This is a genomic window from Bacillota bacterium (assembly GCA_029961055.1).
Classification (GTDB): domain Bacteria; phylum Bacillota; class Sulfobacillia; order JAIMAT01; family JAIMAT01; genus JAIMAT01.
Genome location: JASBVM010000038.1, coordinates 1 through 20,654, shown reverse-complemented (window position 1 = coordinate 20,654; position 20,654 = coordinate 1). Strand labels below are relative to the sequence as shown.

The following is a 20,654-nucleotide window of genomic DNA, read 5'->3' as shown; positions in this document are numbered from 1 at the left end:
GATCGAGCCCCAGATCCTCTACCTGGAGGCGAACGACGAGGTGCTGGTGCGGCGGTACAAGGAGACGCGCCGCCGGCACCCGCTGGCGCCCCACGGGCGGCTGGTGGACGGGCTCAACCGGGAGCGGGAGCGGCTGGCCGGGCTGCGCGCCCAGGCGCGCTGGGTGATCGACACCAGCGAACTGACCCCGCGCCAGCTGCGCCGGCGCATCAACGCCCTCTTCGGCCAGGACGAGAGCCGCCGCCGCATGCTGGTCAACCTCGTCTCCTTCGGTTTCAAGTACGGCCTCCCGCAGGACGCCGACCTGGTCCTCGACGTCCGCTACCTGCCCAACCCCCAGTACGAGGAGTCGCTCCGGCTGCTCCCGGGCAGCGACGATCGGGTGCGCGACTTCCTCTTCGCCCGGGACGAGGTGCGCGAGTTTGTGGAGAAGGCCTCGGACTTCCTCGCCTTCCTGCTGCCGCACTATGCGGGGGAGGGGAAGGAGCAGCTGACCATCGGTGTCGGCTGCACCGGCGGCCAGCACCGCTCGGTGGCGCTGGTCGCCGAGTTGGGGGAGCGGATCCGGAGGCTGGGCTACCCGGTGACGGTGGAGCACCGGGACGTCCAGCGCGCCCTGGAGGAGAACCGCGCCCGCCGGGAGGGCGGGCTGTGACCCGGCCGCTGCCACCGGTGCGGGTGGTGGCCATCGGCGGCGGCACCGGCCTCTCCACGCTCCTCCGGGGGCTGAAGGAGTTCCCGGCCGAGATCACGGCCATCGTCGCGGTCACCGACGACGGCGGCTCCAGCGGCCGGCTCCGGAGCGAGCTGGGCATCCCCGCGGTGGGCGACATCCGCAACTGCCTGGTGGCGCTGGCCGAGGCGGAACCGATCATGTCCGAGCTCTTCCAGCACCGCTTCCGCCGCGGCTCGCTGGCCGGGCACAGCTTCGGCAACCTCCTGATCGCCGCGCTGCACGAGATCCTGGGCGACTTCGGCGCGGCGGTGCGCGAGTCGAGCCGGATCCTGGCCGTGCGGGGGACGGTCCTCCCCTCGACGGAGGAGGACGTGGTGCTCTGCGGCGAGCTGGAGGACGGGCGGCAGGTGCGCGGGGAGCACGAGGTGACCCGGGAGGGGCCGCGCCTGCGGCGCCTCTGGATCGAACCGGCCAGCCGCCCGCCCCGCGAGGCGGTGGAGGCGGTGCTCTCGGCCGACCTGGTGGCGCTGGGCCCGGGCAGCCTCTTCACCAGCATCCTCCCCAACCTGCTGGTGCCGGAGCTGGCGGAGGCGGTCCGCTCCAGCGGAGCCTGGCGGGTGCTGGTGGTCAACGTCATGACCCAGCCGGGCGAGACCGACGGCTTCGACGCGGTGGACCACCTGCGCGCCGTCCGCCAGACCGCGGGCGACGTGGTGGACGCGGTCCTGGTCAACAGCGGGCGCCCCGACCCGGCGGCGCTGGAGCGATACCGGGCCCAGGGGGCGGAGCTGGTCGGCTACGACCTGCGCGCCCTGGCGGCGGAGGGCGTCCGCCCCCGGGTGGCGGACGTGATCCAGCGCGGCGACTGGATCCGGCACGATCCCTGGAAGCTGGGCGGCTGGCTGGTCCGGGAGGCGGCCCGGGCCCGCAGGCGGCGGCCGAGCCGCGAGGCGTGAGCCGTGGGGGGCGATTCCTTCGCGGGCGCCACCCGGGATGAGCTGGCCCGCCGGCCGCCGGGCCGGCCGGCGGAGCGGAAGGCCGAGCTGGCCGGCCTGGCCGCCGGTTGCGCGCTTCCCGGTGCGGGCGGGCGGACGCTCTTCCTGACCGGGCACGCCGCCGTCGCGCGGCGCATCCTGGTCCTCCTCCGCTCCAAGGCGGAGGGGGAGCGGGAGCGACCGGTGGCGGTGGCGGTGGAGCGCTTCCGCCGGCTGGGCGGAGGGCGCCTCTACCGGCTGGAGGTGGGCGGCGGGCCGCTGCCCGGCAGCCCGGGGAGGCGGCTGCCGCGCCGGCAGGTGAGGACGGCGGCGGCGCGCCGCGCCTTCCTGCGGGGGCTCTGGCTGGGCTGCGGCTCGCTCAGCCGGCCGGGCGCCCAGCACCACCTGGAGTTCCGCCTCCGCCACCAAGAGCAGGTGGAGCTGGTGCGGAGCCTCCTGGAGGAGGAAGGCCTGCGCCCCGCGGTGGCGCGCCGGCGGAACATCGCGGTGGTCTACCTGAAGGAGGCCGAGAGCATCGTCCACCTCCTCCGCCTGATCGGCGCCAACGAGGCGCTCCTCCGCTGGGAGGAGGCGATGGTCGTCCGCCAGATGCGGGGCGAGGTGAACCGCCTGGTCAACGCCGAGACCGCCAACCTGACCAAGGCGGTGGAGGCGGGCCTCCGCCAGGCGGCCGCCATCCGGCGGCTCCAGGAAGCGGGGCTCCTCCGCGCCCTGCCCCCGCGCACCCGCCGCCTGGCGCGCCTCCGCCTCCAGCATCCGGACCTGAGCCTGCGGGAGCTGGGCGCCCGGCTTCAGCCGCCCATGGACAAATCCGCCGTGGGCCGCCAGATGCAGCGGCTGGAGCGGATGGCGCGGCGGGCCGCCGCCGTCCGGGCCGCGGACGATACGTTACAATGAGCGCGAACGTGGAAGTCGCCTCGCACGGCGGGAGCGCTGTCCTGGGAGGAGTCCTACCATGCTCGAATCGTTGCCACCGCATGCCGGCGAGCTGGCGGTCGCTTCCGCCGAGGCCTCCGGCCTGGTCCAGGCCGAGCTGCGGGCGGTGGAGGAGGCCATCGCGGCCGAGCTGACCAGCGACCGGCCCTACCTGACCGAGATGGCGCTCCACCTGGCCTCCGGCGGCGGCAAGCGCCTGCGGCCGACGCTCGTCCTCCTGACGGGCCGGCTCCTGGGCGCGGAGCCGGAGCAGCTGGTGCCGGCGGCGGCGGCGGTGGAGATCCTGCACATGGCCACCCTGGTCCACGACGACACCATCGACCGCGCCGAGCTCCGCCGCGGCGTCGCCACCGTCAACGCCCGCTGGGGCGACGCGGTGGCCATCCTGGTGGGCGACTTCCTCTTCGCGCGCTCCTTCGTCCTCTTCGCCCGGACGGGCCGGAACGAGGTGGTCCGGCGGATGGCCGACGTGGTCCACGCCATGTCGGTGGGCGAGCTGGACCAGCAGCGCCATGCCTTCGACACGAGCAGCGGCGAGGAAGCCTACGCCGATCGGATCGCCCGCAAGACGGCCGAGTTCATCGCCGCCTGCTGCGGCCTGGGGGCGCGCCTCGCCGGGGCCGCCGAGGCGGAGGTGGCGGCCGCCGAGCGGTACGGCCACGAGATCGGCCTGGGCTACCAGATGGTGGACGACCTCCTGGACCTGAGCGGCTCGGCCCGCCGCATCGGCAAACCGGTAGGAAGTGACCTCCGGGAGGGGCTGCTCACCCTTCCCGTTCTCTGGGCGCTCCGCCACTCGCCCCACGCGGACGAGCTGCGCGCCATGATCGAGGAACGCCGTCTGGGCGACGAGGAGTTGGGCGCGATCCGCCAGTGGGTCGAGGAGTGCGGCGGGCTGGAGGAGACGCGGCGCCGGGCGGAGGCGCACACGGCCCAGGCCCGCGAGGCGCTGCGCCAGCTGCCGGCCGGTTCCTATCGCGACGCGCTGGATCGCCTGGCTCTGGAGCTGGTGCATAGGACGTACTGAGCGCAGGAGGCGGGGCTATGGCACAGAGCCGGATCCCGGAAGTGACGGTGCACCGGCTTCCCATCTACTTGCGAGCGGTGGAGGCCATGCGCAGGCAGGGCGTCCAGACCGTCTCCTCCCAGGAGATCGCCCGCGTCACAGGCTTCTCCTCGGAACAGATCCGGAAGGACCTGGCCTATTTCGGCGCCTTCGGGGTGCGCGGCGTCGGCTACGAGACCGAGCACCTGGCCTGGGCCATCGCCAGCATCCTCGGCCTGACCGAGCCGGTGCCGGTCGCCCTGGTGGGCGTCGGTCACCTGGGTTCCGCGCTGGTCCGGCACAACGCCACCCAACCCACCCCCATGCGCATCCGCCTGCTCTTCGACGCCGACCCGCAGAAGGTCGGCCAGGAGGTGGGCGGCCTGCCCATCCGGCCGGTTCGCACCCTTCCGGACGCCCTGCGCAAGGAAGGGGTCGACGTGGCCATCGTGGCGGTCCCCCCTGAATCCGCCCAGGCGGTGACCGATCTCCTGGTCACAGGGGGTGTGCGGGCCATCCTCAACTTCGCCGCCGTGACGGTCCGCGTGCCGCCCCAGGTCTATGTCCAGAACGTCGACCTCAACCTGGCCCTGGAGACCCTGGCCTACTACCGGCACCACGCGGCGGTCCCGGGCGGGCCGGCGCTGCTGGCGACGCAGGAGATGGACGGAGGGAAGTGAACGAGTGCCCATCAGCGTCGACCTGCTCGGACTCCTCGGGAACACCCCCTGGGATTGGCTGCGCAACCTCCTGGACGTCTTGATCGTCACGTTCATCATTTATCGCCTGATCCTCCTCATCCGCGGGACGCGGGCACTCCTCCTGGTGCAGGGACTGCTGGTGCTCTTCCTGGCGGGGGTGGTCAGCCGCTGGCTGGATCTCCGCGCCACCGCCTGGCTCCTCAACCAGGCGCTGCTGCCCATCCTGGTGGCGCTGCCCATCGTCTTCCAGCCGGAGCTCCGCCGCGCCCTGGAGGAAGTGGGCTCGCCGCGGGTGCTGGCGGTCCCCGCCGCCCCCGAGGAGGACGTCCACCACATGATCCACGAGGTGGGGCGGGCGGTGGCCATCCTGTCGCGCCAGAAGATCGGCGCCCTGATCGTCATCGAGCGGCAGGCGGGCCTGGAGGACGTGGCCGAGAGCGGCATCCGCATCGACGGCCGCGTCAGCGCCGAGTTTCTGGTCAACACCTTCATCCCCAACACGCCGCTCCACGACGGGGCGGTCCTGATCCGCGGGGCGCGGGTGGTGGCGGCCGCCTGCTTCCTGCCGCTGACCGAGGCGCGCGAGCTCTCCGTCGAGCTGGGGAGCCGCCACCGGGCGGCGCTGGGCATCACCGAGCACTCCGACGCGCTGGCGGTGGTGGTCTCCGAGGAGACCGGCTCCGTCACCCTGGCCGACGGTGGCAAGCTGGTCCGGAACCTGAGCCAGAGCGACCTCGAGGAGCTCCTCGCCCGCCTCCTGCCCGCCCAGGAGAGCGGGCAGTGGGGCGTCACGCTCCCCTGGGCGCGCCGGAACGGGCAGGCCGCGGCCCACCGCGGGGCCAGGGACGCGGCGCCCTCGCGGAAGGGGGGCGAGCGGCCGTGATGCGCCGCCTCCTCGCCGACAACCGGGCGGTCTGGGCCGTCGCCTTCGTCGTGGCGCTCCTCCTCTGGGGCTTCGCCGCCCGGAACCCCACGCAGCAGCAGAACCTGGCCAGCGCGCCGGTGGAGCTGGTCCACCTTCCTGCCGACCTCGTCGCCACCGACGTCAGTCCGGACCGCGTCACCGTCACCCTGGCCGGGACCGGGCTGACCAGCCCGGAGGTGGTCGGGCTCAAGGCGCGGGTGGACATGAGCGGCGCGCGACCGGGCAGCCGGTCGTACGCTGTGTCGGAGGTCCCCGTCCCGCGCGGGATCAGCCTGGTCGGCATCTTCCCCGACCACGTCCGCGTCACGCTGGAACGCCGGGAGACGAGGACGCTGCCGGTCCACGTGGTCACCATCGGCGAGCCGGCGCAGGGGATGGCGGTCGCCGGCAGCACGGCCACCCCGGCCCGGGTGCAGGTGGAGGGGCCCTCCAGCCGGATCTGGCGGATCTCCACCGTGGAGGTGCGGGTGGACGTGGCCGGGGCGCGGGCGGACCTCCGCCAGGGAGCCGTCCCGGTGGCGCTGGACGCCTCGGGGCTGGAGGTGCACGGCGTCCGCTTCCACCCCGACCAGGTGACGGTCGACGTGGCCGTGGGCGAGCGCCCGGCGACGCGCACGCTGCCGGTGCAGGCGGTGGTGACGGGGAAGCCGGCGGACGGCTACGTCGTCGCGGGCAGCAGCGTCCACCCGGCGCAGGTGACGGTGAGCGGCGACGAGGCGGTGCTCTCCGGCCTCCAGGTGCTGGAGACCGCGCCGGTGGACGTGACCGGCGCCCGCTCCGACCTGACGCAGCGGGTGGCGCTGCGGCTGCCGCCCGGGGTGACGGCCCAGGACGTCCAGGCGGTGCAGGTGACGGTTGCCATCCGCCCCAAGCCGTAGAGTTCGGCTATAGTGAACGTTGTCTGAGTGCTGCCTTGCAGGAGGCCTCCGAGTTGTCGCGACTCTTCGGCACCGATGGGGTCAGAGGGCTGGCCAACCGGGAGCTGACGCCGGAGCTGGCCTTCCGCCTGGGAAGGGCGGCGGGCGCGGTCCTGGAGCGGGAGGGCAGGGCCCGCTTCCTGGTGGGAGCGGATCCGCGCCGCTCCAGCGGGATGCTGGAGGCGGCGCTGGTCGCCGGCCTCGCCTCGGTGGGGGCGGACGTGGAGCGGCTGGGCGTGGTCACCACGCCCGGGGTCGCCTTCCTGGTCCGGAAGACGGCGGCCAGCGCGGCGGCCATGGTCTCCGCGTCGCACAACCCGGCCGAGTACAACGGCATCAAATTCTTCTCCGCGGAGGGGTTCAAGCTTCCCGACCAGCTGGAGGACGAGATCGAGGCGCTGCTGGGCGAGGAGCGGCAGGCGGGGCTGCCGCGACCCGAGGGCGCCGCTCTGGGGGGCGTGACCCAGCGGGAGGAGCTGGCCGAGGAGTACATCCGCTTCCTGGCGGGCAGCGTCCCCGAGGGGGCGCTGGCCGGGCTCCGCCTGGTGGTCGACTGCGCCAACGGCGCCGCCAGCCGGATCGCGCCCGAGGCCCTGCGCCGGCTGGGGGCGCGGGTGACCGTCCTCCACGCCGAGCCGGACGGTCTCAACATCAACGCCGGCTGCGGCTCGCTCCACCCCGAGGGGCTGGCGCGGGCGGTGCGGGAGGCGGGGGCGGAGGCGGGCCTCGCCTTCGACGGGGACGCCGACCGCTGCATCGCCGTGGACGAGAGGGGCCAGGTGCTGGACGGCGACCAGATCCTGGCCATCCTGGCCGCCGACCGGCAGTCCCGCGGGCGGCTGGCCGGCGACACGGTGGTGGGCACGGTGATGACCAACCTGGGGCTGGAGCTGGCGCTGGGCGAGATGGGGCTCCGGCTCCTGCGCGCGAAGGTGGGCGACCGCTACGTGCTGGAGGCGATGCTCCGCCACGGCTACGTCCTGGGCGGCGAGCCCTCGGGGCACGTCATCCTGCGCGACCTGCACACCACCGGCGACGGAATCCTCACCGGTATCCAGATGCTGGCCGCCGCGCGTAGAATGGGCGCGAAGCTCTCGGAGCTGGGCGGGCGGGTGAGGAAGCTGCCGCAGGTGCAGCTGAACGTGCCCGCGCCCGAGCGCGACGGCCTCGAGAGCAATCCGCGCATCGCCGCCGCCCGGGCCGAGGTCGAGCAGGCCCTGGCCGGTCACGGCCGGCTGGTCCTCCGGCCCAGCGGGACCGAGCCGCTGGTGCGGGTGATGGTGGAGGCGGAGGACGAGGAGAAGGCCCGCGCCGCCGCCCAGCGGCTGGCACGCGTGGTCGAGGCCGAACTGGGGAGGAGGTGAGGAGCGGGCGCGGGCGAGCGTCCGGTACGACGGGCGGAGCAGGCAGGGCGAAACGGTCCGGGAAGCCGGGCGGAAGAGAGGGTGCAAGCGCCGGAACTCGCCGCCGGCCGCCGCCGTGGCGGCGGGGCGAGTCGACGAGGCGGGGGCTGATCGAAAGGTTCGGCGGATGGTCCCCCGGCCGCTCACGGTCGTCAGGCTCTCCACAAACCCCGCGGGCGACCGCGGGAACAAAGGGGGAGCCGCGTGGGGTCCTCTTCCCGGGCGTCGAGGGCGCGGCAATCCCGGGTTCGGGCTTGGCGCGCCCCGGCTACGCCTCCTCTCCGTCCCATCCTGGCTGCAGGACCGGGAGGGACGATACAAGACCATGTGTGGAATCGTCGGCTACGTGGGCGAGCGCCGCGCCGACCAGGTCCTCCTGGACGGGCTGCGGCGCCTGGAGTACCGCGGCTACGACTCGGCGGGCATCGCCGTCAACCCCGACCATCGCGTCGAGGTGCGCAAGGTGGCCGGCCGGCTGGAGAAGCTGGCGCGGCTGATGGAGGAGGAGCCCCTCCACCCGGCTACGGTGGGCATCGGCCACACGCGCTGGGCCACCCACGGGCGTCCCACCTTCGAGAACGCCCACCCGCACACGGACGAGAAAGGGCACTGGCTGGTCGTCCACAACGGCATCCTGGAGAACTTCAGCCAGCTCCGCCGGGAGCTGGAGGCCCGGGGCCACCGCTTCCGCACCCAGACGGACTCCGAGGTGGTCCCCCACCTCCTGGAGGAGCTCTACCGCGGCGACCTGCTGGAGGCCGTCCGTCAGGCGGTCCTCCGCCTCCGCGGCTCCTTCGCCCTGGCGGTGATGCACGACGCGGAGCCCGAACGCCTGGTGGCGGTCCGGCAGGAGAGCCCGCTGATCATCGGCCTCGGGCGCGACGAGAACCTGATCGCCTCCGACATCCAGGCGGTCCTTCCTTACACCCGCGAGGCGCTGGTGCTGGAGAACGGCGAGATGGCCGAGGTCCGGCGCGACGGCGTGCGGGTGATCCGTTTCGACGGGAGCCCGGTGGAGCGCGAGCCCATGCACATCGCCTGGAGCGTGGAGGAGTCCGAGCGCGGCGGCTACCCGCACTTCATGCTGAAGGAGATCATGGAGCAGCCGGAGGCCCTGCGGGAGACGCTCCGCGGCCGCATCGACCCCGAGGCGGGCGAGCTGGACTGGGAGGGGCTGGGGCTCGACCGCGAGCGGCTGGCCCGCGTCCGGCGCGTGGCCGTCGTCGCCTGCGGCACCGCCTTCCACGCCGGCCTGACCGCCCGGGAGCTGATCGAGCGCTGGGCGCGCATCCCGGTGGAGGCGGAGGTGGCCTCGGAGTTCCGCTACCGGCGGCCGCTGATCGGTCCGGATACGCTGGCGCTGGCCATCAGCCAGTCCGGCGAGACGTCGGACACCCTGGCGGGGCTGCGGCTGGCGCGGGAACTGGGCGCCACCGTGCTCGGCGTCTGCAACGTGATGGGCTCCTCGGTGGACCGGGAGTCCGACCTGCGCCTCTACACCCGGGCGGGTCCCGAGATCGCGGTCGCCTCGACCAAGGCGTACACCACGCAGCTCCTCAGCGTTACGCTCCTGGCCGTCGCCCTGGCCGAGTCGCACGGGGAGATGCCCGCCGAGGAGCGGCGGCGGCTGATCCGGGCGCTGGACCGGATCCCTGAGAGGGCGCGCGAGGCCCTGGCGCTCTCGCCGCGGCTCCAGGCGCTGGCGCAGGAAGCGACCGGCTGGAGCGACGTCTTCTTCCTGGGCCGCGGTCTGGACGTGGCGGTGTCCATGGAGGGCGCGCTCAAGCTGAAGGAGATCTCCTACCTGCACGCCGAGGCCTACCCGGCCGGCGAGCTGAAGCACGGGACGCTGGCGCTGATCAGCGACGGCGTTCCGGTCTTCGCCGTCCTCACCCAGCCCGAGGTGGCGGAGAAGATGATCTCCAACCTGCTGGAGGTGAAGGCGCGGGGCGGCCGCATCTTCGTCGTCGCCCCCGCGTCGCTGCGCGAGGAAGTGGAACCCGTCGGCGAGCTGCTTCCTCTCCCCGAGAGCGAACCCGAGCTGATGCCGATCCTGGCCGCGATCCCGCTCCAGCTCTTCGCCTACCACGCGGCGGTGGCGCGCGGCAACGACGTCGACAAGCCGCGGAACCTGGCCAAGTCGGTGACGGTGGAGTAGAGGGCCCGGCACGATGATGGCGCGCGAGGCGCGAGGGGGTCCCGAAAGGTCATGGCCGGGAGTGGCACCATGATGGCACTTTTGCCAGCATGATGCCACTTCGGTGCCACTTCGAGCCAAGGCTGCCGGGAGACCCTGTCGGCGCGGCCGGGACGATGGACACCCTGGCGACGCGTCCGGGAGAGGTCCCCACCCCGCGGCTCGACCGCAGGGCGGGGACCTCGTCCTCACCTCAACCGGCCTCGCCGGACCGGAAGTAGACCACCAGGTCGGTGGGGAGCGGCTCGGCGCCGAGCTGGCGCAGCATGGCCGCCACCTGGCCGCGATGGTAGGCCGAGTGGTGGGAGATGTGGAGCGCCACCTGCCATGCGGGCTGGGTGTAGGTCTCGCCCTCGGTCGTCCGGTAGGTGAGGGGGGCGGCGAGCTGGGCGTCGTCGGCGGTCGCCAGGGCGGCGCCCAGATCGCTCCAGACCTCCTCCCACGCCCGGGCCAGCTCCTCGGGGCGGGACAGCCCGGCCAGGTGCGCGTAGCTGGAGGGCGAGCGGCCGCGGAGGCGCTCGCCCCAGAGCCATTCGACGGCGCAGATGTGCGCCAGGGTGGCGCCCACCGAGCGCAGGCTCGTGCCCAGGTCGCGCTGGTAGGCCTCGAGCGGCAGCTTCCTCGCCGCTTCGAGGGTGCGCCGGTCCGCCCATTCCGTGTATCGCCAGAGCTGCCGCAGATCCTCGACGCGCATGGGGACGCCTCCTCCGTCGGGCTAGCGGGCCAGCGCCTGGACCAGCGCCGGCACCCACGGGCTGCCCAGGCCCGTCGCCTCGTCCCAGCCGTTTCGCACCTGGAGGCTCGAATCCTGGCCGAAGCCGACCACGTAGGTGTTGCCGGTGGCCGCCCCGGTGAAGGTGACGCTCAGGCCGGAGGTGTCCCGCGGCGTCACGTCGCGGAGGGAGGTGCTCCCCGCCAGGGGGTACAGGAGCGGCGCCGCCTGGCCGAGGCGGCGGCCGGCGGCCTGATCGGCCAGCGCCATCACGCCCGAGAAGAGCGGGCAGCTGAGGCTGGTGCCGCCGTAGACGTAGTAGGTCCCGGCGATGTTGACGGGGACGCCGGTGTAGGGGTCGGCGTCCATGGAGACGTCGGGCACCGCCCGCATCCCCTGGCTGAGCGAGCGGGGAACCGTCTGCCAGGACGGCTGGGGGAAGATGTGGCTCACCCCGCCGCCGCCCCCGAAGACGAAGCCCCAGTCGAAGGGCTGGCCGCCCGGGGTCCAGCCGCGGATCGTCGTCCCCCACGAGGTCTCGAAGCCGAAGAGGTTCTGCGGGTCGAGGAAGAGGCTGGTCCCGCCGACGCTGGTCACGTAGGGGGAGGTGGTGGGCCAGTCGGCGGAGGGGACGCCCAGGTTGATCACCTCGTCGCCCGAGTCGCCCGAGGAGTTCTGGATGCTGATCCCCTGCGCCGCCGCCTCCATGAAGATCCGCTCGTCGGCGCGGGCGGTGGCCGGGCTCATGAAGTACTCGGGCAGGCCCCAGCTGAGGGAGATCACGTCGCCGAGGTCGTGGACCACCGCCCAGTTGACGGCCTCGTCCAGGTCGCGCTGGTTGTTGGGGCTGGCCAGGAGGACGAGCTTCGCCCCTGGTGCCATGGCGTGCGCCCACTGCAGGTCGAGGCCGATCTCGGCCGCCCAGCCCTGCTGGTTGGCGAAGTGGGGGTTCTGCGGCGGCAGGTGGGCGGTGCCGAAGGGCTGGATCACCTGCAGGTCGGCGGGCGGGAGACCGTAGCGACGGCTGAAGTCCGCCAGGTCCTGGGCGGCGGTGGCCGAGCCGTAGGCGTCGACGATGACGATGGTGGTGCCGGTGCCGTCGTAGGGTATCCGGTCGACGCCGTAGCCGTGCCGGAGCTGGGCCGGCTCGTAGTGGCAGGGCCGGTCGGTGATGCCCTGGCTGCCGCAGGGGATGCTGTCGGCCAGCGTCGGCTGGTCGGCGGGCTGCGCCACCTGCGGCTGGTAATAGGGGGCGTCGTCCAGGCCGCTGACCGCGTCGACGATGCCGGCGAGGGCGGCAGGGACGGCGGGATCCTGGGAGTTGGCGCGGAAGATCACGTCGGTGTAGGTCGTCCCGCCCACCCGGACCCGGGGCAGCTGGTACCGGTCGAGCCGGAGATGGAAGGCCTGCTCCACCTGGGCGACGCTTCCCTCCGCCTTGACGTAGAGGCGGTTGGGGACGGTCCGGACGATCCGGAAGCCCTGGCCGGTCAGCCAGTCCTGCACCGCCTGGTAGTCGGCGGCGCTGGGCCCGTACTGCTGCATGAACGCATCGAAGCCGAGGTGCGCCCCGCCGCCCTGGGCCAGCAGCCTCCGCAGCTGCGCCTCGTTCCGGAAGCGGAGCCAGAGGCTGAACTGGACGGTCTCACCGGCGTCGGCCGGGCCGAGGCGGGTGGCCTTCGTCACCCACCCGGGTACGTTGCCGGAGAGGCGGACGCTGGAGGGCGGGGCGGCCGTCGCCGTCCCGGCGGCGCCGGCCGCCGGCGCCGCCAGCGCCAGGGCCAGGAGAAGGGCGAAGACCCATCGGAGTCGGCGTGCGCTGCGCAGATGCACGATGGAACACCTCCCAGGGGCGGAGCGTTGCCCTAGGGGATTCGGTGGACGGGCGGGCTATCCTGGTGGGGCGGCCCAACCCGAAGACGGAGGCGGGGCGAACATCGTCCCTCGCCGTCGAGGAAGGGCGAATCCGGCGGGGCAGGGAAAGGCCGGAGAGCAGGGGGAGGGAGCGGAGCGATGCGTGGAGCGATGAGCGGGGAGGGGTACCGGGTCGAGCGCTTCCTGGTGCGGAGCCGCGCCCTGGAGGGGAACCCGCTGGGCGATCCCGTGGAGCGGGAGGTGCTCCTGCTGGTGCCGCCCGGCGCCCGGCCCGGGGAGGCGCTCCCCCACGTCTGGATGCTGGCGGGCTTCGGGGGGACCGGCCGCTCCTTCCTCAACTTCGAACCCTGGGCCGAGAGCCTGCCGGAGCGGGTCGACCGGCTCTACCGGGAGGGCCGGATCGGGCCGATGCTCTTCGCCCTCCCGGACACCTTCACCGCGCTCGGCGGCAACCAGCACGTCGACTCCGAGGGGGTCGGGAGGTACGCCCGCTTCCTCTGGGAGGAAGCGCGGCCCGCGGTGGAGGCGCGCTACCCCGCCCGCGGCCGCGCCGTGGCCGGGAAGTCGTCCGGCGGCTACGGCGCGCTGGTCAACGCCATGCGCCACCCCGGCCTCTTCGACGCCTGCGTCGCCCACTCGGCGGACATGGCCTTCGAGCTCTGCTACTGGCCCGACCTGGGCGACCTCCTGCGCGAGGCGGAGCGCGCGGGCGGCCTCCGGGCCTTCCGGGAGCAGCTGCTGGGCCGGCGCTGGCTCCACCTGACGGGGTCGCTCCGCTCGGCCGTCAATCTCTACGCCATGGCGCTCACCTACGCGCCCGACCCGGCGGCGCCGGGCGGAACGCGCCTGCCCGTCGACCCCGAGACCGGCTCCCTGGACGAGGAAGTCTGGCAGCGCTGGCTGGAGCACGACCCGGTCCGGATGGCGCTCCGCCCGGAGGCGCAGGAGGCGCTCCGGCGGCTGCAGCTCCTCTTCTTCGACTGCGGCACCCAGGACGAGTTCAACCTGCTCTACGGGGCGCGGCGGCTGCACCGCCTGCTGGAGGCGGCGGGCGTCGCCCACACCTTTGAGACCTTTCCCGACGGGCACGCGGGGGTCGGCTACCGCTGGGACCGGTCGCTGCCCCTGATCTGGAAGGTCTTCGACCGGGGCTGACGCCCCCGCCCCCGCCGCCGGACGCAGGCGCCCCCCGGAGGCGCGCCTCCCGAGCGGCTACGCCTCCCCTCCGGCTCCGGTCCGGGCGCGCACCCCCTCCGCCAGGCCGGCGAAGACCGGGTCGACGTCCAGGTTGGCGCCGCAGAGGAGGAGGAAGGCCCCGCCCTCTCCCGCGGACGGCGCGCTCCCCCTCTGCACCTCGCGCTCGAAGCCGGCGAGGGCGGCTGCCCCGGCCGGTTCGACCAGGAGGTTGGTCTCCTGCCAGAGGCGTTCCATGGCCGCCAGCAGCTCGGCGTCGCTGACCGTCACCATCCGGTCGACGAAGCGCGCGACGTTCTCCAGGGTGGAGGCGCTGACCGCGCGGGGCGCCAGGGTGCCGGCGATGGTCCGCACCCGCGGGAGCGGCTCCGGGCGCCCGACCTGGAGGGCGTGCGACATGGAGGCGGCACCCTCGGGTTCCACCCCCACCACCGCCGCCGCCGGCCGGAGCGCCTTGACCGCCCGGGCTACGCCGCTGATCAGGCCGCCGCCACCGACGGCCACGTAGAAGGTGGGAGCCTCCGGCCAGGGCCACTCCTCCAGCATCTCCAGCCCCAGCGTCCCCTGCCCGGCCTGGACCGCCGGGTCGTCGAAGGGGTGGACCAGCAGCCGGTCCCCGGCCCGCTCCTGGACGTAGGCCCAGCCGTCGTCCCAGGTGGCGCCGTGGCGGACCACCTCCGCGCCGTAGGCGCGGAGCTTCGCCTCGGTCGAGGCGGGGGCGGACTCCGTGATCACCACCAGGGCGGAGAGGCCCAGGCGCCGGGCGGCCCAGGCCACCGCCAGACCGTGGTTGCCGCCGCTGGCGGTGGCCACGCCCTGGCGCAGGCGGTCGCGCGACGCGCTCAGAAGGGCGTTGAAGGCGCCCCGCACCTTGAAGGAGCCGGTCCGCTGGAGGTGCTCCAGCTTGAGGAGAAGGTGGGGTGCGGCCTCCGCCTCGCCGGCCGGCGACCACCGGAGCACGGGCGTCCGGCGCACGAAGGGGCGGATCCGTTCCGCGGCGGCACGGATCTCGTCCAGCGTGGGGCGCGCTGCGGGAGCGGCCCCGGGGGCTCCGTCCCGGCGCTCTTCCTTGGGGGTCTCCGTTTTTGGACGCCTCCTCTCGCGGTTGCACGCAGCTGTGACGATTTCGACACCCGGCCCGGCCGGCCTTCCGGGGCAGGCGGGCTGCGGTCGGACCTGGGCCTCTTCGCTGCGGTTTCCGAACTCAGTTGAACAGAAGTACAGCGCTCATGGCCGCGGCCTGGCCTCTGGCGGCGAACTCGAAACTCCCGGATCCCCCGAACCGCCGCGAGGTCGCCGGCCGCCCGGGCCGTCAGGAGAGCACCCCGGACACGCTTCTCCTCGTCCGCGGAAGCCGTCTCCATCCGCGTCGCCTGCCTTTTCCCGCGAAGACGACAGGCGACGCCGCCATCGTTCGGTCGCTTTTCGCTTGCGAGGCTCGCCCTGCCGTCTCCCGCGGGGACGGGCCCCCGAAGCGGCCCCCCGGATCGGGAGGTGATCGACGATCGGACGTTCCTGGAACGCGGCGGCAGCGTCGTGCGGGTGGATGTCGACGTCTCGGGATGCGGGCTTGTGCGGCTCTCCGACGGCGAGGTGCCGTGGACCACGACCGGCGACCACCGGGGAGGTGCGGCGTTCAACAAGCTTCTCGCCCAGGCACTCGCGCCCCCGCTGCAGGAGTTCTATGGAAGCCGGCCACGGACGGACGCGCCAGGCGGCGGCTGATCCGGGTATCGCCGGGGGCCTCTTCGGCCTCGCCGGCGGCGCCGCCAGGATGGATCCGGCCATCCCCCCATCCTTCCCGGCGCAGCGGGCTAGCGCCAGAAGGCACCGGTCCCCGGCGGCTCGATCATGGTATGGGTCCCCGGGGCGGTGATGACCAGCCTCTCCCATCCCTGAGACGACTTGAAATACACTTGGCCGCCGAAGACCACGGGCTCGCCGAAGACGTCCTTGAAGAGGTAGCGTTTCTGCTGCAGCGGGAAGTAGAGATCGACCAGGCCCGCGCTGTAGTCGATCGTGTAGACCATGCCCACCACCGGCGGATGCTCCCGCCCCTCGACCCTCCACGAGCGGATCTTGCGCGGCGGGTCGAGGCTCTCGAGCGTGCAGGTCGTCGCCCCGGGCTCGCCCGGCGGGCCGGAGGCGATCGACGAGACGACCACCTGGCCGTCGCCCGCGGCCTCCAGCCGCTGACCGTCCAGGGGGCCCACCGGCGAGAAGCGCGTCCCGTCCCACTTCTCGAGGAGACCGTCCCGGTCGCGGATGAGGAAGAGGTTTCCATCCAGGTCATTTAGGATGTCCCGGGCCTTGTCGACCTCTGCGAACCGCCGCATCACCTCCGCCGGCGCGGGCCTTCCGTGCCCGTCGACGAGCCCCCAGGCCAGGAAGGGTCCCGGCTCGGTCCACTGCACCGCGCGCCAGTACACCCACTCGCCGGTCCAGGCCGCGGTCGACAGGATCGGCGCCTCCATCCTGCGCTGGAAGACGACGGCCGTCCCTCCGTCCTCCACGGAGACCAGCAGGACCTGCTTGACCGGCCCGCCGTTGCAGACCAGAACCAGATGTCCGGGGATGACCGCGGTGATGTCCGGCCGGGCGCCACACGGGACGCTGGTCAGGGTGGTGGGGTCCTCCCCCGTCAGCGAGCCCTTCACCACCCGGTAGGGGGAGGTGGCGCTGACGGTGTACATGGCCTCGCCGAGATAGGCCCGGTAGCTGTTCGGAATGCCCTGGACGCGTTCCAGCCGGTACGGGCGAGGCGATGCCGCCCTCGGCGACGACCCCTTCTGCGTTGCGACGCTACGCTCGGGCGACCGTCCGCTGCACGACGCCGACAGCACCATCACGACGAGAAGCGCGAGCGCGCCTGCGGAGAGCAGCGGCTTGCATCTCACCTGGTGCTCCCTCCCCCCGCCCGTCCGGTTCATCCGGGTCCGAACCAGCCGCCGGCCCCCCTCCGGGTGCAGGCGTCGGAGGCGCGCACCCCGACTTCTCCCGAAAGCCGATCCGCTCCAGATGTTACCACCGCTTCCCGGGCCGGCGCACCCGTGGCCCGGGGCATCCGGCCCCGGACCCGCCTCAGAGCTCATGCAGGTCACGGGCGTCCTGCGCGCCCGGCCCGCGCTGCCTCTCCGGCCAGATGACCGCGGCCGCGGCCACGCCGAGCCCCGCGGCACCCAGCCAGAGGCCGGCCGGCCCCGCCAGCGCCAGGAGCGCACCCCCAAAGGCCGGTCCCAGGGCGGAGCCGGCCCCGGCCAGAAGGTTCCCCGCCGCCTGGTAGCGGGCCCCCTGGCCCGGCGGCGCCAGGGAGGCGTACTCGGCCGGCGGGAGCGGCGAGTAGACGATCTCCCCCAGCGTGATCACGGCGAAGGCGACGAAGTAGGCCCACGGCGCCTCCGCCCGCCAGATGACCAGCATGCCCAAGGCGTACGCCAGCGCGGCCAGGCTCATGCGCGGCCTGCGCCCCACGTCGCGCCCCAGGCGCGTGACCGGCACCTGGAGGAGCGCGATCATCGACCCGTTCAGCGTCCAGAGGAAGCCATACCACCCGACGGAGGCGTACCGCCGCCCCAGCTCCGCCGGCAGCGTCGACCCCAGCTGGCTGTAGACCATGGAGACCAGCGCGCCGCCCAGCGCCACACGCCAGAAGGCCGCGGCGCCCGGGGGCGGGAGGGAGAGGAGCTCCGCCAGCGCCCCGGTGGCTCGATGGGGGGCGCCGGGAGCGGCGCGGGGTCCGGCTTCCTCGCGCAGGCCGGGGACGCCCAGCGCGATCAGCGTCGCGAAGAGCAGGAAGGTGACGCCGTCGATCCAGAAGATGAGGTGGAAGTCGCGCTCGATCACCAGGGCGCCGACCATGGGCCCGATGGCGAAGCCGGCGTTGCTGGCCAGGTTGAGGTAGGAGAAGGCTTCCTCCCGCCGCTCGGGGCGCGCGAGGAGCGCGGCGCCGTGGACCAGGGCGGGGAAGCTCCCCCAGACGAAGAGCGCCTGGAGCGTGTAGGCGGTGACGAAGCCGGCGATGGTGCTCGCCTGCCCCGCCACCATGACCGACAGGCCCGCACCGGCGAGGCCGGCCACGGCGACGGGTTTGAAGCCGAAGCGGTCGGCCAGGTAGCCGCCGGGGAGGCGCCCCAGCAGCGAGCCCGCCGAGGCCACGCTCATGGCGAGGCCCACCTGGGAAGGCGACAGGTGGTGGAAGCGGGCCAGGTAGAGCGCCAGGAAGGGCCAAAAGAACCCGTCGCCCAGCGCGCTCAGGAAGCGCCCGGCGACGAGCATCCCGAGTCCTCGACGAATGGTGGCCACCGCCTCAGCCGTGATGAGGGCGCCCTTGGATGCGACGACCCGCGAGGGGATCCACGAGTCGAGATTGTACGCCGGGAATCGCCGCCCCTGCCAGGGAACCGGGGGTGCCGCGCCGCCCTCTTAAACGCCGGGGGGCAAGGGCGGCGATGGCGCACGCGGCGAGCTGGGGGGCGGAGGAGACGGAGGAGGAGCTGGTGCGCCGGGCCCAGCAGGGCGACGCGGACGCCTTCGAGGCGCTGGTGCGGGAGCACGAGAAGCGCCTCTACCGCCTCGCCCGCCAGGCCCTGGACGATCCCGAAGACGCGGCCGACGCCGTGCAGAACGCCTTCCTCCGCGCCTACCGCGGCCTCGGGCGGCTGGAGAACCCGGCGGCCTTCCCGGCCTGGCTGACGCGCATCCTCGTGCGCGAGTGCGTCTCGCTCCTCCGCGCCCGCCACCCCACGGTCGCCCTGGACCTGCTGCCGGAGCTGCCCGCGCCCGAAAGCCTGGACGACGGCGAGGTCTGGCGCTTCGTGGACGAGCTGCCGGGGGCCCAGCGGCTCCTCCTGGTTCTGCGCTTCATCTACGGATACGGCCCCGACGAGATCGCGGCCATGACGGGGACCCCCGCCGGCACCGTCAAGTCGCGGCTTCACCGGGCCGTTCGCCTGCTCGGCCGGCGGATGGCGCCGGGGAGGGAAGAGAGGTGAACGAGATGGGGGGATCGTCACCCGACCCGCGCATCCTGCGCGAGTTGGCCCGGCGCCTGGAGAGCGAGGAGGTGCCGAGCTGGCTTCATGCGCGCGTGATGGGGGCGGTGCGCCGGGAGGCGGCGCGGCGACCGCGCTCCGAAGCGAGGGAGCACCGGCCGGGAAGGCGGCCCTCCGCCTGGCGGGCGCTGGCCGGCGCGGCGGTCCTGGCCGTCCTCGTCCTGGTGGTGGCCGGCTCCCCCATGCTGCGCGACCGCCTGGCGGCGCTTGCGCCCGCGGCGCTGGAGCGAGGGGCGACGGGGCAGGGCGGCCGGTCCTCCCCGCCCGCCAAGGTGCGCGCGGAGGATCTCCTCCCGCGCAGCGGCCGCTACGCCACGCTGGACGGGTATCCGGCCGAGCTCTCCGTGCGCCGCGACGGATCGCTCCTCCGGGTGACGGAGACGCTGCCGGGGCCCTCCTCCCCGCCGGGGGGGACGGCCAAACAGGTCTTCCAGCTGGTCCTGCGCGGGGGATGCCTCGAACAGGAGCCGGGTGTCGCGGGGGGCATGGCCGCCAGCACCGCGCGGGAGGCGCCCGTCGTCTGGCTCTGCGCACCGCCGCAGGCGGCGGGCGGTCACGAGGCGGCGCCGCCGGGCCCGGCGCAGCCGGGGTACCCGGACCAGCAGTGGACGGAGGACCCGACCTTCGGACGCGTCCTCCGGGTCCGGTCCCGCCTCCTCGTCCGCGGGCAGCCGCTCGATGTGGAACGGTCCTTCGCCCCGGGGAAGGGGCTGGTCCGGGTCCTCCAGCGGGATGAGCGCGGCCAGCTCCTGGAAGAGTGGGTCCTCCTCGGCGGCCCCGCCGCCCGGCGGCCGCTCACCGCGCGGCTTCCCTACGTCCCCTTCGGCGCGGCCGCGCAGGACGTCCCCTACCGGCTGGTGACGCCCGCGGACCTGCCCTTCTCGCTCTACGTCCCCGCCGACTCGCCCCTCGTGCCCGGCGGCTTCCAGGTGGAGGCGGTCCAGGTGGGGGAGGCGCGCGGGATCCGCTACGGTCTCCTGGATCAGCGCAGCATGGTCACCGAGGTGGTCTTCCTGCCGCCGGGCGCCTCCCTGGACGAGACCGTGCGCAACATGCTCCGCGCCATGGTGGAGTACCGGAAGGCGCCCTACGACCTGATCTTCCAGGAGGCGCCCACGGACGCCAGCGCCCCCTGGGTGATCCGGAACTACGCAGGAAGCAGCCGGAACGACCCGACCATGACCGGTACCGCCGCCATCGGCCGCTACCGCGACCGCTACTTCTACCTGATCCGGGTGGGCTGGTACGAGCAGGCCTCGGTGGCCGACCTGCAAAGCTGGCAGTGGGAGGACGGCCGCGGCTTCCAGCAAGGGTTGACTGGCGGCGATTCCTCCGCCACGGGGGGTGCGGCCGCCCCCGGCTCGGCCGCCTCTCCCGGTTCAGGGGGCTGAGGCGGAGTCGAGCAGCCGCCGGAAGCGCCGGGCGTCCTCCAGCATGGAGACGTTGTTGAAGAGGACGAAGACCTCCCCGGCGCCCGCCGCCTCCGCCTCGCGGCAGCGCCGGAGCAGCCGCTCCAGGTCCTCGTCCGTGTACCGGTAGCGGTAGCCGCCGATGCCGTGGAGGCGGAAGTACGCCAGGGGCGGCACCCCACCCGCTCCGGCCGGCCCTCCGGGTGGCCACGCGGGCGCCCCCGCGGCCAGCGGGTCGTACACCGGTACCAGGCCCAGCTCCGCAGCCACGGCGCCCGCCTGCTCGGGGGTCCACCGTCCCCGCGGCTCCCAGAGGAAGCGAAGCTCGCCCCCCCGCCCGCCCAGCTCCCGCTCCGCCATGGTGAAGAAGGCGCGCAGGTTCGCTACGTGCTCGGGCGTGGGGGTGAAGCGGGCCGGGCACTGGAAGAGGAGCAGGCGGGCGCCGAGGCGGCGCGCCACCTCCAGCGTGCGCAGCCAGGCGGCGCGCACTTCCCGGGTCGGGCGGAAGAGGCCGTAGGCGTCGCGCGGCCCGGCCAGCGGCTCGCGCAGCCGGCGGTAGGTGGGGCTCGAGGGGTCGTGGGTGATCAGCTGCCAGGCCTTCATGGCGAAGAGGAAGCC

19 protein-coding genes are annotated in these 20,654 nt (G+C 73.9%); 13 read left to right on the top strand and 6 right to left on the bottom strand.

The annotated features are described in order from the left end of the window. From rapZ to glmS, 9 genes are all read left to right on the top strand, one after another. Positions 1–655, top strand: a 655-nt coding sequence (gene rapZ / locus QJR14_08765) for an RNase adapter RapZ (protein MDI3317690.1), incomplete at its 5' end; no start/stop codon positions are given. Further along, on the top strand, positions 652–1,632 hold the full coding sequence (gene yvcK / locus QJR14_08760; protein ID MDI3317689.1) for a uridine diphosphate-N-acetylglucosamine-binding protein YvcK: 981 nt from the start codon (positions 652–654) through the stop codon (positions 1,630–1,632). The genes rapZ and yvcK, both read left to right, overlap by 4 nt. 3 nt (positions 1,633–1,635) lie before the next feature. Continuing rightward, on the top strand, positions 1,636–2,568 hold the full coding sequence (gene whiA, locus QJR14_08755; protein MDI3317688.1) for a DNA-binding protein WhiA: 933 nt from the start codon (positions 1,636–1,638) through the stop codon (positions 2,566–2,568). A gap of 58 nt (positions 2,569–2,626) precedes the next feature. Continuing rightward, a complete protein-coding gene (locus QJR14_08750; protein ID MDI3317687.1) occupies positions 2,627–3,634 on the top strand; it encodes a polyprenyl synthetase family protein in 1,008 nt (335 codons plus the stop codon). Positions 3,635–3,651: 17 nt separating this feature from the next. Next, on the top strand, positions 3,652–4,332 hold the full coding sequence (locus QJR14_08745; protein MDI3317686.1) for a redox-sensing transcriptional repressor Rex: 681 nt from the start codon (positions 3,652–3,654) through the stop codon (positions 4,330–4,332). 4 nt (positions 4,333–4,336) lie between these two features. Beyond that, positions 4,337–5,236 (top strand): diadenylate cyclase CdaA, encoded by a 900-nt coding sequence (gene cdaA / locus QJR14_08740; GenBank protein MDI3317685.1) that lies wholly within the window; start codon positions 4,337–4,339, stop codon positions 5,234–5,236. Beyond that, positions 5,236–6,156, top strand: a complete 921-nt coding sequence (locus tag QJR14_08735) for a CdaR family protein (protein MDI3317684.1) — start codon at positions 5,236–5,238, stop codon at positions 6,154–6,156. Before cdaA ends, QJR14_08735 begins: the two co-directional genes overlap by 1 nt. Positions 6,157–6,209: 53 nt before the next feature. Then, complete coding sequence (glmM, locus tag QJR14_08730) at positions 6,210–7,559, top strand: phosphoglucosamine mutase (GenBank protein MDI3317683.1); 1,350 nt, start codon at positions 6,210–6,212, stop codon at positions 7,557–7,559. A gap of 364 nt (positions 7,560–7,923) precedes the next feature. Further along, positions 7,924–9,756: a glutamine--fructose-6-phosphate transaminase (isomerizing) gene (glmS, locus tag QJR14_08725; GenBank protein ID MDI3317682.1), complete on the top strand. Its 1,833-nt coding sequence runs from the start codon at positions 7,924–7,926 to the stop codon at positions 9,754–9,756. Between the two features lie 232 nt (positions 9,757–9,988). Here glmS and QJR14_08720 read toward each other — a convergent pair whose 3' ends face one another. Both QJR14_08720 and QJR14_08715 read right to left on the bottom strand, forming a co-directional pair. Continuing rightward, positions 9,989–10,489 carry a DinB family protein gene (locus QJR14_08720; protein ID MDI3317681.1) on the bottom strand — a complete coding sequence of 167 codons (501 nt, stop codon included), beginning with the start codon at positions 10,487–10,489 and terminating at the stop codon, positions 9,989–9,991. Positions 10,490–10,510: 21 nt separating this feature from the next. Further along, a complete protein-coding gene (locus QJR14_08715) occupies positions 10,511–12,340 on the bottom strand; it encodes a S53 family peptidase (protein ID MDI3317680.1) in 1,830 nt (609 codons plus the stop codon). A gap of 180 nt (positions 12,341–12,520) precedes the next feature. On the opposite strand from QJR14_08715, the gene QJR14_08710 reads away from it, so the two are divergent. Continuing rightward, complete coding sequence (locus QJR14_08710; protein MDI3317679.1) at positions 12,521–13,537, top strand: alpha/beta hydrolase-fold protein; 1,017 nt, start codon at positions 12,521–12,523, stop codon at positions 13,535–13,537. A gap of 57 nt (positions 13,538–13,594) precedes the next feature. On the opposite strand, the gene QJR14_08705 is transcribed toward QJR14_08710, so the two are convergent. After that, on the bottom strand, positions 13,595–14,551 hold the full coding sequence (locus QJR14_08705; protein ID MDI3317678.1) for a threonine/serine dehydratase: 957 nt from the start codon (positions 14,549–14,551) through the stop codon (positions 13,595–13,597). A 519-nt stretch (positions 14,552–15,070) separates the two neighbouring features. Here QJR14_08705 and QJR14_08700 point away from each other — a divergent pair. Next, on the top strand, positions 15,071–15,301 hold the full coding sequence (locus tag QJR14_08700) for a hypothetical protein (protein ID MDI3317677.1): 231 nt from the start codon (positions 15,071–15,073) through the stop codon (positions 15,299–15,301). Between the two features lie 89 nt (positions 15,302–15,390). On the opposite strand, the gene QJR14_08695 is transcribed toward QJR14_08700, so the two are convergent. Further along, positions 15,391–16,473, bottom strand: a complete 1,083-nt coding sequence (locus QJR14_08695; protein MDI3317676.1) for a hypothetical protein — start codon at positions 16,471–16,473, stop codon at positions 15,391–15,393. A gap of 184 nt (positions 16,474–16,657) precedes the next feature. After that, positions 16,658–17,878: an MFS transporter gene (locus QJR14_08690; GenBank protein ID MDI3317675.1), complete on the bottom strand. Its 1,221-nt coding sequence runs from the start codon at positions 17,876–17,878 to the stop codon at positions 16,658–16,660. 146 nt (positions 17,879–18,024) lie between these two features. Between QJR14_08690 and QJR14_08685 the strand changes: the two genes are divergently transcribed. Together QJR14_08685 and QJR14_08680 are read left to right on the top strand one after the other, a co-directional pair. Next, positions 18,025–18,567 (top strand): sigma-70 family RNA polymerase sigma factor, encoded by a 543-nt coding sequence (locus QJR14_08685; protein ID MDI3317674.1) that lies wholly within the window; start codon positions 18,025–18,027, stop codon positions 18,565–18,567. Then, positions 18,564–20,018, top strand: coding sequence for a hypothetical protein (locus QJR14_08680; GenBank protein MDI3317673.1), 1,455 nt, complete (start codon positions 18,564–18,566; stop codon positions 20,016–20,018). Before QJR14_08685 ends, QJR14_08680 begins: the two co-directional genes overlap by 4 nt. Here QJR14_08680 and QJR14_08675 read toward each other — a convergent pair. Next, a partial coding sequence (locus QJR14_08675) for a DUF72 domain-containing protein (protein ID MDI3317672.1) occupies positions 20,007–20,654 on the bottom strand: 648 nt, incomplete at its 5' end. The genes QJR14_08680 and QJR14_08675 overlap by 12 nt on opposite strands.

What these genes read in the sequence shown, in the direction of transcription:
- QJR14_08750 (MDI3317687.1), top strand. Translation starts at nt 2,627, where the DNA reads ATGCTCGAATCGTTGCCACCGCATGCCGGCGAGCTGGCGGTCGCTTCC.
- QJR14_08745 (MDI3317686.1), top strand. Translation starts at nt 3,652, where the DNA reads ATGGCACAGAGCCGGATCCCGGAAGTGACGGTGCACCGGCTTCCCATC.
- QJR14_08735 (MDI3317684.1), top strand. Translation starts at nt 5,236, where the DNA reads ATGCGCCGCCTCCTCGCCGACAACCGGGCGGTCTGGGCCGTCGCCTTC.
- glmS (MDI3317682.1), top strand. Translation starts at nt 7,924, where the DNA reads ATGTGTGGAATCGTCGGCTACGTGGGCGAGCGCCGCGCCGACCAGGTC.
- QJR14_08720 (MDI3317681.1), bottom strand. Translation starts at nt 10,489, where the DNA reads ATGCGCGTCGAGGATCTGCGGCAGCTCTGGCGATACACGGAATGGGCG.
- QJR14_08710 (MDI3317679.1), top strand. Translation starts at nt 12,521, where the DNA reads ATGCGTGGAGCGATGAGCGGGGAGGGGTACCGGGTCGAGCGCTTCCTG.
- QJR14_08685 (MDI3317674.1), top strand. Translation starts at nt 18,025, where the DNA reads ATGGCGCACGCGGCGAGCTGGGGGGCGGAGGAGACGGAGGAGGAGCTG.